The following is a 14,470-nucleotide window of genomic DNA, read 5'->3' on the forward strand; positions in this document are numbered from 1 at the left end:
GGGAGTAGGGTTTGGGCTTTAATTCTTTAATTCCTTGTATATTCAGAAGCTCTGTTAGAACTTTAGTACATTTTTTGTGGTGATGACTATAATTCGCTCCCCAAACTAAGAGTGACTACTTATAGTTAGCAATCAAACTCGCTTAAATGTCAAGCCTGAGAAGGACTTGATTGGCATTTTGACATATTTGTTCAATTGATTTTACTGATTTAACTATTGATTTAGCATAGTAAGGAATGAGAATTAAATAACTTCCACTCTAGAAAGTGGGATGGGCTCTTATAGCCCGTCATGAGTGGACGGGCGGGACGCCCATACCACAATAACAATTAAAATTGTAAGTTATTTAATTCGCGATCCTAAGTAACAAAGAAGCTAATTTTAGGTCAAGTTTATTCCCAATCAAACGGCCTCCCAAAATATTGCTCTAATTCCTGATTGTAAGGTCGGAAATAATCGCTCAACCTGTCGCGAACCGATCGAACGATCGGCTGGTAAGAACCGGGATTAGCATTTTGGTATTCAGACAATTGATATTCAGGCAAATCTAAGAATTCTAAAACTTGCTTGACGGTTGTCGCCGCACCTGCATAAAAATCTTCGCTTTTCAAAATTAACAACTGTTCTTGGGGAAAGAAAGTCCGCCAGTTTTTGATAAATTCTATGTACCTACCGCGAGCTAAATAATTCCCCGGTTCCTCGCCGATGATGTATTCTGGATTTTGATTCAACCGTTCAATTTCATCGCTAATTGCCCGATCGAGCGATCGCGCTTCCCAATTTAAGGCAGTCAAGCGGTAAAATTGAGAAATCGCCCGATCGACCGGATTTCGCAAAAGTACAATCAGCTTAGCCTCTGGAAACAGGCTGTAGAGGCGTTCCGGTGCTTCCCGGCAGTCAAAATAGCTCGGACTTGCTTCACCAGTTACAAATTGCTCTCCGGCTGGCATGGGCGGAAAATGGGCCAAATACCAATCAATCCCTCTGTCAAAGTGCCACGAAAAAAAATCCATCTCCTTTTTAATCGGAGTCAAAATTTGCGGGTGTTGAGCTAAATAAGTATACAGAGAAGTCGTGCCGCACCGCTGAGAACCAATAATTATAAAGTTAGGAACTTTGACTGGTTTTAAGTTCCAATTTTGTGGAACAGGCATCTTGCCTGTATCTGCTTGTGGAACAGGCATCTTGCCTGTATCTGCTTGTGGAACAGGCATCTTGCCTGTCTCTTGTTGTGGAACAGGCATCTTGCCTGTATCTGCTTGTGGAACAGGCATCTTGCCTGTATCTGCTTGTGGAACAGGCATCTTGCCTGTATCTTGTTGTGGAACAGGCATCTTGCCTGTATCTTGTTGTGGAACAGGCATCTTGCCTGTATCTTGTTGTGGAACAGGCATCTTGCCTGTCTCTTGTTGTGGAACAGGCATCTTGCCTGTCTCTTGTTGTGGAACAGGCATCTTGCCTGTTCTCTTACTGATAAGAGATGCAAAACTTTGTTTATAACTGACAGTTCGATAAAAATCAATCGCCTCGGCAATTTTACCTTTCCTAGTCAAAACTTCCCCCAAATTCAGATAAGGCCAAAAAGCCTCCGGCTTAGCTGCAACCACTTCGCGGCACAAGTTCTCAACTTCATCCAGCTTGTTTTGCCTAACAAAAACTTCCCACAAATTGTAATAAAACCACCAAGGAAGATCGGGATTTATTTTTATTGCTTGGAAAAATGCCGCCGCCGCTTCCTCCCAATATTTTTGGTGGGTCAAAACAGCACCTAAATTGTAATAAGACCAGCAATCATCTGGTTTTTGGGCGACAGTTGCGCGAGAGGAGGCTAATGCGCTATTGCACTTTTCTTGCTGCTGCAACAACTCCTCTAATTTAGCTGAAACATTACCATAATTAGGCAAAGCTGTCAAGAGAGCTTGGTAAAAAATAATTGCGCTTTTTGGGCGATCGTACTTGGCTAAATTCTTTCCTAACTGCAAATAAAACTGCCAATTTTCCGGTGTAATTTCCAATTGAGATTGTTCTAACACTAAGTTTAAATCCGACTCTGTTTGTCCGAGAGCGTATCCCAACTTCTCGTAAATTACCGGCAAATTTCCGTCAATTTCAATAGCTTTTAAATACGCCGCAATAGCTTCATCCCAATACTTAAGTTGAGTTAAAGCGTCGCCTAAATTGCAAAAAGACCACGCAAAATCAGAGTTGAGTGCAATCTCGCAGCGGTAAGCAGCAGCAGCCTCTTCCCATCGCCGAAGTTTCAGCAAAGCATCGCCCAAATTGTGATATGACCAAGAAAAACCAGGATTTAACTCAACCGCTTTTTTGTAAGCAGCAACAGCTTCCTCCCATTTTTCAAGTTTCAGCAAAATATCGCCCAAACAGTGATAAGACCACGAAAAATCTGGATTTAATTCAATAGCTTGTTTGTAAGCAGCAACAGCCTCATCAAACCGACCGCTTTCTTGCAGGAAACTTCCCAAATTGTGGTAGTCATTATCCATGCAAAACTCCTGCAACAGCTATTAATTTTTCCAGCGAGTTCAAATCCAACCGCATATCTTTATGTAAAGCTTTTGTCGGAGTTCCATCATCAACCAAATCGCCCAGTAAATAGTAATGTTCCAAACCGCACAAATTGCTAATCATCCAATAACAATGCGGAACATAAAGAGGAGAAAAAATCTCAATTACCTTAGTTCCCGGACTGCAAAAAACTAGATTAGTCAACCCCCCTCCGTGAGGTGCGACAACCACTTGAGCAGCAGCCAAACACGCTGCTTGTTCCGCTACCGACATCGTTTCCAGCTTTACACTGCGAAACCCAAATTTTTCTAAGTATTTAATTACTTCTTCTTCGTTAACAATTCGCCGATAGGATGCTTTTTGGCGGCTGATATAAATTCGCTCTGAATATTCTGTATTGCGAGGCTGTTGTTCCTTTAAAAAGGTCTGTTTGAGATATTCACACTTCCATTTAGAAACCGCCCCAGATTCGTCATATGATATTGACGGAACTATTAATTTATCGGCGGTAATGTGTAAATGGCAGCGACTTTCTAAAATTTTATCTTGAGGAATTCCTAAATTCTCTAAAGTTCCTGCTTGATAGGAAGAATCCGAGGCATTGACAACAAACTTATCTATAGTTTCTATCAATCCGCTGCGCTGTAAAAGGTCAAATCGCGTAATCACATCAAACATCCAATGAAAATAAGCGGCTCCACCCCAGCGAGCCGATAAAAAAGCCACATTTCCATCGACGTGTTCAGCGGGAGGCAATTTGTCGGAAGTGATTACCAATTCAGCACAACCCATTGAAATATCAGCAACAAGTTTATTTTCTGAAGTTATCACGGCGGTAGTCACAACATCTGCCCAAGCTCGTCCGTTTGGCAATACGGCAACAAAAGCTTTTCTGGAATGACTTTGATGTTCCCAAAATCTGCGGCTGCTGTCGATTGTTTTGGAATCAGATAAATTGATGTGACTCGCAGGATGGATGTCAATGCAGGTGAGGTGCTGATTGGATTCTGCAGCAACGGTCAAATCTTCTGTAAACCCGCAGTATTTTTTGAGAATACTTAAGGGTAAATTTTGATTGCTGCATTTTGCCCGATCGCTCTCATCGACTTCTCCTTGTTGTTCCAGAGCATAACCTATATTATCGTAAGCTTCAAACAAATCGGGTTTAATTTGCAGTGCTTGAACTAAATTAGCGATCGCAGGTTCCCACTGCTGTTTGACAATTAAACTCAAACCCAATCCTTCGTAACACCAACAGGATTTTGGGTCGAGATTGATACCTTTTTCATAAATGGCGATCGCCCTTTCCAATTCCCCTTGATTCCGCAGTGCATCACCCAACTTTTTGTACAGCCAACTATGCTCAGATTCTAGATCAATAGCACTACCAAAAGCCGCTGCTGCTTCAGGCCAATTTTCTTGTAATTCCAGAACTTCCCCCAAACTATTGTACAGCCAACAATCATCGGGATTTAATTCAATAGCTTTGCGGTAAGCCGCCGCAGCTTCTTCCCAATTTTCCAGTGCAACCAAAGCCTTACCTAATCTATCGTAAGACCAACAAAAATCGGGATTTAGTTCAACTAACTTGCGGTAAGCAACAGCAGCTTCCTCCCACTCAGAAAGCTCCATCAGTACATCGCCTAAATTGTTGTAAGTCCAACAAAAATCGGGATTTAACTCAATAGCTTTGCGGTAAACAGCAGCGGCGTCGTCGTGTTCCTCAATCGCCTGCAAAGTTTCTCCCAAAAAGTGGTAAGCCCAACTAAAATTAGGGTTTAGTGCGATCGCCCGTTGGTAAGCGGCCCGAGCTTCGTCAAACATTTCTTTATCTTGGAGAGTCTTACCCAACTTGTGGTAAGTTAAGTAGTTGCCTGACTTAATTTTAATAGCTGTTTGATAGCGGGCGATCGCCTCATCCAAATAACCGGAATTTGCCGCAATATCTCCCAACTTTTCCCACCCCAGAGACAACAGAGTTTGCTCTTCGCCCAAACTTTGATTGCCGATTTTTTTGACAATCAGTTGATAGCCTTTGTGTACTACTTCTAACTGACTGCCAAACATCTCCAAAAAAACATCGATCCCGATTTTAGTATCTTGCTCCGGGCTGTCGGGAAAAGTGAACTCGTAATCGTCAAAAATCATCAATCCCCCAACTTTCACCAACCTCCAAGATAAAATCGCATCTTGCAGAGCACTGGTGGGTTTGTGACAGCCGTCAACGTAAGCAACATCGTAATATTCCGAAGCCAAATTCACTAACAAATCTTGAGAGTAACCTTCTAATTCAATTACCTTCTCGGCTGCTCCCGTTTTAACAATATTGCCCTTAAAATGTTGTTGAAAGAACAAATCAATACAAGTAATCTTTGCCGTCGGATGAGTTAAAATATTATCCAGCAGCCAGCAAGCCGACATTCCCTGAAAACTGCCGATTTCCACAACTTGAAAATCCGAAATTCCGGTAAATTCCTGCAAATGCCGTTTCCAAATAGGAATATTGTGGGTAAACCAATCTTGGGTAAATTGATAATCTTTCGCCGCACACTCAGCCCAACCCCTCAATTCCCCCGCTTTTTGGTGGCAAATAATTGCTTCTTCTAATTCCCCTAATTGCGGTAAAATATTTCCTAAATCGTTGTAAGCTTTAGAATTGCTCGGATCGAGATCAATTTGGCGACGGTAAGTGGCAATTTGTGCGTATAACTCCTGTTGTTTCGCCCGAACATCATCCAGTTGGGCGACAACTTCCGCAGCATTGGGTTCAATTTGCACTGCCATGCTATAAAATACGATCGCACCTTCCAACTGCTTCTGTTTCGCTAAACTATTGCCTAAATTTATATAAAATTCCGCTCCATCTAACTCAATTCCCAGCAATTTGTGGTAAGTTTTCCCGCTGGCAAGTACCTCGATACCTTGACAATAAGTTTCGATTGTGCTGTCTAAACCCGATTCGCTGCGCTTCCGCAAAACATATCCCAACCGCTGATTGATTCCCGTCAAATTCGGCTCAATCTGAACCGCGTGCAGGTAAGCGCTAACAGCTTCATCCCAGAATTGTTCGCAGGTTAAAGCAATTCCCAAATTGACATAAAACCAAGGAATATTTGGATTTATTGCAATAGCTTTGCGGTAGCAACTAATAGCTTCGGGCCACAGTTGTTTTTGAGCCAAAGCGTCCCCTAAGCAATTGTATGCCCAGTAGGAATTATCATTAATTTCCAGAGTCTGGCGGTAACATTTAATGGCTGCATCAAAGTCGCGTTTTTGCGCGAAAACATTACCTAAACCCACGTAAGCACGAGCGTATTTTGGATTGAGTTCGAGGCTTTTGTTGTAACAGGCGATCGCCCGATCGAATTCTCCTCGCTCCGCCCAAGTTTTACCCAAACTGTGGTAAGATTCAAACGAATTTGGATTGATGGCAATCGCTTGTCGGTAATTGGCGATCGCCTCATCCCACCGCTTCTGACCAACCAACATTTCTCCCAAATTGTGATAAGCTGTTGCCAGTTGCGGGTTTAACTTAATTGCCCGCGAATAACATTCAATAGCGCGATCGAACTTTGCCAATTCAACTAAACTATTTCCCAGAGTGACGTGCTCGTCAGCAGTTGCCCAATTCGGATCGATATTAAAAGCTTGATACCAACATTCTGCAGCCTCTTCTCGCTTCTCCAACTGCGTCCAAATTCTCGCCAACTGCCGGTAAGCAGCAGCAAAATTCGGGGCTAGCGAAATCGCTTTTTGACAATTTGCGATCGCCTTTTCCCACTGTTTCCCCTGAGAATACAAAATGCCGAGATTAGCGTAAACTTCCGGCAAATTTGGATTGCGATCGATCGCCGCTTCATACCACTGCTTAGCTTGCTCGATTTCACCTCGAACCTGCATCACCTTTCCCAGCGTCTGGCAAGCTGCCCCCAAATTCGGTTCAATTTTCAACGCTGACTCGCAAGCAGCAACTGCCTCATTTAACCTTCCATCGGCTAAATAAACTTCTGCTTGCCGACTCAAATCAACCGCTGCCTTTTCCATCTTCTCAATCGAGGGCATAATTAAACTTGCTCCAGACACCAACTAACTCAAACCCACCACTTCAACCATCCTTTTCAGCGAACTCAAGTTCACTAAAATATCCTCAGTCAGCGAATTCTGATACATCAACTGTCTAATAGGATAGCATTCAAAAGCCTCGCCCGTTAAAAAGTAATGTTCCAACTGCAAATATTGACTGATTCCCCAGTAATAATGGCTGATATAGTGAGGCGACACCAACTCAATTACTTTAGTTCCCTGGCGACAAAAAATCGTATTTGTCAAGCCGCTGCCGTGGGCTGCAACTATCACCTCAGCGTGGGAAAAATGAGCTATTTGCTCTGCCAAAGACATCGACTCAGGAAAAATTGAAACAAAGCCAAATTTCTCCAAAACCTCGATCGCATCTTCCTCGTTCAAAACTCGTCGGTATCTCGCTTTGCTGCGGCTGATATAAATGCGCTTTGGATAGCTCGAACTAGGTATAATTCCCTTAAGAAACTCGCGCCTCAAAAAATCCATCGCCCACCCAGAAGGCCAGCCCAAATATCCCGCAAAAGACGGTACAATTAACTCTGTTGCTTGAATGTGAGGCAAGCGATCGCTCTCCAAGACTTTCTCTTCGGGAATGCCCAGAATTCTCAGACTTTCCCGCTGAAATTGGTGCTGACAACTATTCACCAAAAACCAATCTATTTCCGCCAAATCCCTACCGCTGTGCCGCAGCAATTCTATCCTCGGCAAAACGTCAACCATCCAGTGAAAATAGACATTTCCCGACAAACCAGAAAGCACCGCCACGCTGCCGTCAATTTGCTTTAAACCTGGAAAGGATTCTAACTGAAAAACGCTGTGTTTTCTAACATCATGCTTTTCGCATCCCGGCAAAAACCCCGGATAATCTCTCGACACATCAGCCAACAAATAGTTGTCAGGAGTAATTACAGCGATCGCCTTGCAAATCAGCCAATAATTTTCCTGCGGCACAATCCAAACTCGCCCGTTGGGAATTGCCGCCACAAAAGTCTTGGGCGACTCCACAGGTATCGGTTGCGAGTTGGACAAACGGCAAATTCCCCAACCCAAATGCACCGGATCGAACCACTTAGAAAGTCGCTGCAAACACAGCCCGCAAGTTAACCCCGCACAATCGGAATTGGCCAATTTGGAATTGGATCTCGCAAATTGGGAATTCGGAATATTTTCCGCACTTGCTTCTTGTGCTGGTTTCCAAAATATTTCCACATAATTGTCACCATCCAACTTAGCATTAACCAGCCAATCCCAACTCGATAAATAAATACCGTGAGGAGGTTTGATAAAAGTGCTATCTGGCAAGATAAAACTCTGTTTTTTCCACTCTTTCTGCTCCCCATACCCGTGCAATTGCAACTCTAAAACTTTTTGATAATAATCGAGCGCCCGTTCCCAGCGCCCCTGTTTTTCCAGCAGTTGGGCTAACTCAAAATAAACCTGCGGTAAAGCAGGTTGAATCGTCAAAGCTATGCGGTAAACTGCAATTGCTGCACTGAACCGCTGTTGCTGGGCTAAGGAATTTCCCACGCGCCAGTAAATCTCTGCATTTTTCGGCTGAATTTGCAAAGCTTTTTGATAATAAGCGGTGGCAGATTCGTGGCCGCCGTACTCTGTTAAAGCATTTCCCAAATGCAAGTAAATTTCGGCTAAATTATCGCAAATTTCAGCAACAGGTAATTGGGCATTGGGCATTGGGCATTTGGCATTGGGCATTTGGCATTTGGCATTGGGAATAGTTTCTTTTTCTTCCTTCTTCCTTCTATCCGTTACATCCGTTACATCCGTTACATCCGCTACAAAATCCGTTGCCGAACTTCCAGTTAGTGCTGTGAGAAATCGATCGCACGCAGCGATCGCCCTTGACAATTCATCATCATCTACCGCCGCCACTCTGCGCCTGTCTCCTAAGCGACAGTAAGCCTCAACAAAATCAGGCTTCAGAGCTATCGCCCGCTCAAAATAAGGCATGGCTTCCGCAATTTTGCCCAAAACCATCAAAGAAAACCCGGCGTCTGTATAGCCCGCAATATAGTCGGAATTAATCTCGATCGCGCGATCGAAACAAGCAAGCGCCGCCGAATGTTCCCCCTGCAATTGCCAAGCTTTTCCCAGATTGTAGTGAGCCAAAACCATCTCCGGTTCCAACTCAATAGCTGTTAGGTAAGATGCGATCGCCCTTTCGGGACTTTTGTCCAGCAAGGCTTGACCCAAATTATTGTGCAGCGTCGCCCAATCCGGCTTAATCTCGATCGCCCGCTGGTAAACCTCGATCGCCTCAGCAGCCCGATCGTCCTTGAGCAAAATCACACCCAGATTGCTGTAAGCTTCCACGTAATCCGGCTTCAAAGCGATCGCCTGTCGGTAGGTATCCATTGCCACTTCGAGCTGACTATTTTCATCTAAAACCACAGCCAGATTGTATAAAGCATCAAGATAATCCGGTTTTTGGGCGATCGCCTTTCGGTAACACTCGATCGCCCCCAACAAATTACCCTGCTTGTGAAAAATATTTCCCAAGTTATAATGAACTTCCGCCCAATCTGGTTTCAAATCCAGAGCTTGTCGGTAGTGAAAAACCGCCTCATCCAGCCACGCATAGTCGCTGTAAAGTTGACCCAAATAAGCATGAGCCAGAAAAAACTGCGGCGAAATCTCCAAAGCTTGCACAAAAGCGTCTCTTGCCGCCGTCGGATCGCCTTGAGCTTCGAGGATTTCGCCTAAAGTCGTGTAAGCCGAGGGCGAAAACGGTTGAAGTTCGATCGCCCTTTTGCAAAACTCGATCGCCTCAGTTAACTTCCCCCGGTTCAAATAAATTTGGGCTTGCCGGATATATTCTTCAGTGCTCATTGCTAGCGGTGCAGTTGCGGTTTCTTTACCGCTTCAGTAAAACCTAGAATTTCTAATTTAAAAACTTTCTATTTATATCTCAATACACTTTGGTTAAAAATATTTATTCCTCGGAGTTCCCTTGCAGCATCCCCCTGGTTGTTGGGGGACGCAAGAGTAAGTTCTTGTCCCCCCCTTTTTTAAGGGGGGCTAGGGGGGATCGAGCTTAACCCAAGCGTCTTGATTTATATTTTGCCCGATCGGGCGATCGGTTAATTTTATCAATAACTGTCGATCGATTTTTTTTTACTGGCCCTGCTGTAGTTCCTGCCTTGAATATTTCAACCTCACCCCGCTTGTGGCAGAGTGAGGTTGAAATCCTTTAAAACTACCGGCTTTGTGAGAACAGCCCCGAATCTTATCCGGTGCCGCCCCACAACAGCCAGTTGTTTTAGAACAACTCGAAGTTGTTCGAGGTAATTGTCAGGCCAGGCTGCAACTGAGCAATAGTTAGCACTCCGCTGCTACCGTTGAAGTACAACGCACCGCTTGTTGGGTCGTAGACCAACTTGTTAGTCGTGCCTGCTCCTGGGGTGGCTGCGTTGAAACCAGAAACCACCACAAACTCGCTAGCCTCGAACGTGCTGCCCAAACCAGCGAACACACCGCCCTGTTTCAAGCGGATCTTATCTTCGCCTGGGGTAAAGTCAGTGATCGTGTCTACGCCGAAATCGCCACCGCTGGAGAAGAAGTAGAACGTATCGCTGCCAGCACCGCCCGTGAGCACATCACTTCCTCTGTCGCCAGAGATCAAGTCATTGCCAGCGCCACCATCGACAGTATCGTTGTCTTTACCGCCGTAGAGAACGTCGTTGCCATCGCCGCCGCCGACAATATCGTTGCCTTGGCCGCCAAAGACTGTATCGCTCCCCGATCCGCCGAGTACGGTGTCGTTGCCTCTGTCGCCAGAAACCACGTCGTTGCCATCGCCACCGTCTATGAGGTCATTCCCTTTACCGCCAAAGATGAAGTCATCGCCGGTACCGCCAGCGACCACATCGTTGCCGCTGCCTGAAATGACGGTATCGTTGCCGTCGCCGCCGCCGATACTATCATTGTTGCCACCCGATATAATCAGGTCGTTTCCACTGCCACCAGCGATGACATCAGCGGCCTCAAAAGTCAGAATGATATCGCTGCCGGGGCTGCCGTTCAACCTGTTAGCGCCTACGGGGGTGCCAATAATGGTTGAGCCACCGCCACCGACACCGCCTGGTTGTGTAGTTGGTGTTGTTGGATTTGTTACCTGTGTCATTTACACTCCTCCTAAAAGATCAATCATTTTTCTACAATACACTTTTCCCTCCAAAGGGATTCAATAAATGAAACCGGACATCGGTTGAGACCCTAATTGACCCGGCTGCTATAAGCTGTCATGTAATTTAAATTGTCAGCAGCGAGCCTCGGAGCGCGAGTTGAATCCTGTATTCGTTGAGCAGCAAATCTCGGTTGTTTCCTGCTTTTGACTCTCGACTCCACCACTGCCTCCTCTAACACGAAAATATTCCACTTAAACGTTTGCGAGTTTACCATAATGACCGTCGATATGGCTAGTCATTATTCAAACAATACCCGGAAGATACACAGAGACCATTTTTAATGGAAGTATGCTCTCCAGATTGAAAAGTTGCACCACGCCCGCGGGCACTGTCATCGCCGGAGAGTTCGATCGCCCGCAATGAGGCTGGAACTGAGCTGCGATTTTTTTTAAGTACACTGTACTTGACCAGACTTTTGATTTTGGCCAATAGTTCCCCAGAAATCCAAAGTTTCTAACTCGCTTTGAAAGCAAGCCCGCGCACGCTGGAGGCCGGATTCAATCAAAAGTGGCTCCCAACACAGTCCCGGACGGGCTTTCGAGCCTCACAACCTGGATGTTTCCAGCCAAATCCCTCACGCTCAATGTAGGATTTTGGCTAAAAACCCAGTTTTTCAACCCCCATCCGTCATTTCAACCACGATCCGCATCCATCCGCACAATCAGACTATGTAGCGCGATCGTCTTTTTGTGAAGGTTGAACCGCGGGCCGGTAGATTTGTGAGGGTACTGTCACTAGATTTTAGATTTTAGATTTTAGATTTTAGATTTAGTCCACAGATGAATCTGGGAACTGGAACTAGGATATAAATTTTTGGGCTGCTGGCAAATCCTGCCCCAGTTATGGGTTGGCGCAATTGTAGTTATGGATAATTTTCCTGTTCATAATGCTGAAGCAGCAAATTTTTTGATGGCATCTATCGAAGCCAATGTAAAATTCTTACCTCCATACTCGCCGGATTTATCTCCCATCGAGCTGTAGTGGGCAAAAATCAAAGCGATTTTCCCTTCAGAAGCATATCCACCTTCAAATGTTCTTGATGAAGCGATTACTAAAGCTATTGAGGCTCTTACTGATGAAAATGCTTTGCCATCCTTTCATCACTGTGGTCTCTTTTGAGAACAAATTAAATAGTTAATTTTTGCGGTACATTCGATGGCTAATACCTGTGAGTGAAAATATTAAGTTTTTAGCAAAAAACTTTTTACTAATTGTTGTTAAATTCGAGCCGCTCATTAACGATTAGCCAATTCCCCGAAATTTGAGCCGGCAGTCGTCATTCAGAGAAAATCTCTACTTATTCCTAGCGGTGTGCTTCTAGTTGCGCTGGTGAGGCGTTATAATTGCTCTGGCTGTCGTACTTGTAGATGTGAGCGTGAGAGTCACTCTCGAAAATATAATTGATGGAAGTAGCTCCATAGTATGCCAGCGCTAGCAGCGACAATAGATGAAGAACTCTATAAATTGGTTTCTCAGATACTTGGTTCATTTTGACTCCTACTTTTTATGCAAATAACTAATTTGGATACCGTGACGGCACTTTTTTTTTGAAGTTCCCAAACATCTCGTACTTCCAAAAATTTAGCTGGCTCGCGTTATACACTCCTGATGCCCGATCGCCAAAAATAAGTCGTACTTGAGACTTGAAACAGTTTTGGTTGCCTATTTCATATTGCAGTCTCTGCCTTGAATTGTCTATCTAACTGCGGTAAGAGTTAGGGATTGTGGGCGCAAACGAACTCTACAATTTTCTGTTTACAGCTACTACGATTTGAAAAAACGGAGCTGGAAAAGCTTAAAGGGCAAATAGTCTAGCTGTTTTTCCACGCCTCGCCAGGATTTTCCCACCTTCGGTTAATGGTACGCAGCGGCCGGAAGTCATGAAAATTCTTAAGTTGGTCAGCGGCCGACGCAAATATGTCTGAAGTTATATTTTTGCAAGCAACAGGCCATGTTACATTACATATTAATTTTGAGCTTGGTTGAGGTGAAAAATATTTTTGGTAAAAAAATTGTGGTCGCTGTCCGATAATTTGAGTTAGACAATTTTGACTGAACAATTTTAACTGAGCCGCACCATTAATTCACAATCTGATCGAAGAAAATTAGGCATCAGTCAATTGGAGACTTCGGCGTGATACGTGGGCTAGGGAGTGCGTCAATCTCGCTTAGTTCAACGATTGGAGATTTTAGATTTGTGCCACAGATGAATCGGAGAGCTTGAACAATATCCTAAAATTTAGGGCAGCCGCCGACTCTAGTCGGAAACTTGTAGCCGTTTTTGGGCGGGGTCAAAAAGCAGAAGGCAAAATTTGAGAGCGGTAAAAAAATACTGTTTTAGGATTCAGAATTTTTATTTGATTCTACCTTCTAGCTGCATTTTTTGAGTAGGAAACAAGATAAATTACTCGCTGCAAAAAGCGATGCACCCCGAATAATTTAGGAAAAGATAAGCGAGTGTGTTGAAGCCAGTTACTTCCAAAAGTTATTATAATTCTCGATCGCATTGAGCTGTTTGTACAACAGACTTTTTGCTAGTAATTTGCAAAAGGGATAGGGGCAGAACAACAGGCCAAAACAGAGGGCCGATTATTAAGGCTATCCAAGATATTATGTCTTTTTTAGATGTCGCAGTATCATTCCAAAAACTTTTGAACCAAACAAGAAAAACGATTAAGGCAATAGAAAAGTAGCTAATCATTATCATTTTTTTACCTCCCTGTCTATAGATGGGATACAAGTATTTATAATTATTGTATCTCAGGCCGTGGCTCGCCGATCGCAATTTTCTGCCCTGAGCTGCAAACTGCAAGTGTCTAAAACCAAAAGTTTCACAGCTATGCAAATCCATAGCCTGCAATGTTGAGCTGACTTACTCCTGCAGCGCCGAGGCGCAAGGCGCTAAAGGTTTGGCACTCATGGCTTTTCGAGGTTTTGTCAAACCTTGAGGCTACCACCCCAATTATAGCTTATGCGATCGATGTCTTGGGTTGTCTGTGATTTAAATCACGTATACTGGCAGACTTCGGTCACAAATCGATCCAAGAACGATCGCACAGCTTAGCCGACTGCAATCACCCTACTCTTTTGTCAAATGCTCGATATTATAATAGTCGAGTTCAACGAGAGTTCATGCAAGCTCTGACTTTAAAATCCGATCGGGCGATCGCTGAACTGTTCTATCAAGTCACCAATTCAGGCAATCTGACTCGCACTCAAAGCCACGGATTGCGCGAACTCTGCCAAAGCGCTCTCAGCGAAGACGCCAGAGATGCAGTCAACCGCCTGCTGCACGCCATCCACCGCGGATGGGTGAGGATTTCCGATTAGTCCCCTCACACCTGAAGTGGAGATGAGTATTTCTACTTTCTCTCCTGTCAAGCTTTGCCAACAATAAGATTGAAGTGAGTAGGTCAACTACCGCACACCAACCCGAAGGGTCTGGTGTGGGCTTGAAAAAGCCTGTTGACCAGACGGCTAGTTCTTGACTAGCAGGCGTTAAGACCAAGCGTTAAACTTCGTACCTTGAAATGCGTGCCAGTTTCAAGCTCTACAACCGAGCAATTAAACAGGTGATTAAGGGAAAGCCAGTGTTGCTCAGATAGTACCGAGTCTTAACATCGTCGAGGCAAACTTAACCAAGAAATTGAGTGATGCAG

General features: G+C 44.4%; 7 protein-coding genes. 2 read left to right on the forward strand and 5 right to left on the reverse strand.

Going from position 1 to position 14,470, the window contains the following annotated elements:
• Positions 1–392: 392 nt before the first annotated feature.
• The 4 genes from QUA50_RS17190 to QUA50_RS17205 all read right to left on the reverse strand — a co-directional run bounded on the left by QUA50_RS17190 (position 393) and on the right by QUA50_RS17205 (position 10,747).
• Positions 393–2,504, reverse strand: a complete 2,112-nt coding sequence (locus tag QUA50_RS17190; protein WP_333433660.1) for a tetratricopeptide repeat protein — start codon at positions 2,502–2,504, stop codon at positions 393–395.
• Positions 2,497–6,588: a tetratricopeptide repeat protein gene (locus QUA50_RS17195; protein WP_333265201.1), complete on the reverse strand. Its 4,092-nt coding sequence runs from the start codon at positions 6,586–6,588 to the stop codon at positions 2,497–2,499. Before QUA50_RS17195 ends, QUA50_RS17190 begins: the two co-directional genes overlap by 8 nt.
• 24 nt (positions 6,589–6,612) lie before the next feature.
• Entirely contained in the window at positions 6,613–9,453 is a 2,841-nt protein-coding gene (locus tag QUA50_RS17200; protein WP_333265200.1) for a tetratricopeptide repeat protein, read from the reverse strand.
• 430 nt (positions 9,454–9,883) lie between these two features.
• Positions 9,884–10,747, reverse strand: coding sequence for a calcium-binding protein (locus QUA50_RS17205; protein ID WP_333265199.1), 864 nt, complete (start codon positions 10,745–10,747; stop codon positions 9,884–9,886).
• An 877-nt stretch (positions 10,748–11,624) separates the two neighbouring features.
• Here QUA50_RS17205 and QUA50_RS17210 point away from each other — a divergent pair.
• Complete coding sequence (locus QUA50_RS17210; RefSeq protein WP_333298775.1) at positions 11,625–11,792, forward strand: transposase; 168 nt, start codon at positions 11,625–11,627, stop codon at positions 11,790–11,792.
• Between the two features lie 322 nt (positions 11,793–12,114).
• Here the strand turns inward: QUA50_RS17210 and QUA50_RS17215 are convergent, their stop codons facing one another.
• Entirely contained in the window at positions 12,115–12,300 is a 186-nt protein-coding gene (locus QUA50_RS17215; RefSeq protein ID WP_333265198.1) for a hypothetical protein, read from the reverse strand.
• A gap of 1,643 nt (positions 12,301–13,943) precedes the next feature.
• Between QUA50_RS17215 and QUA50_RS17220 the strand changes: the two genes are divergently transcribed.
• Positions 13,944–14,141 carry a hypothetical protein gene (locus tag QUA50_RS17220; RefSeq protein WP_333265197.1) on the forward strand — a complete coding sequence of 66 codons (198 nt, stop codon included), beginning with the start codon at positions 13,944–13,946 and terminating at the stop codon, positions 14,139–14,141.
• Positions 14,142–14,470 lie beyond the last annotated feature (329 nt).

Origin of the sequence: Microcoleus sp. M2_D5 (genome assembly GCF_036701935.1) — a bacterium.
Lineage (GTDB): Bacteria > Cyanobacteriota > Cyanobacteriia > Cyanobacteriales > Microcoleaceae > Microcoleus.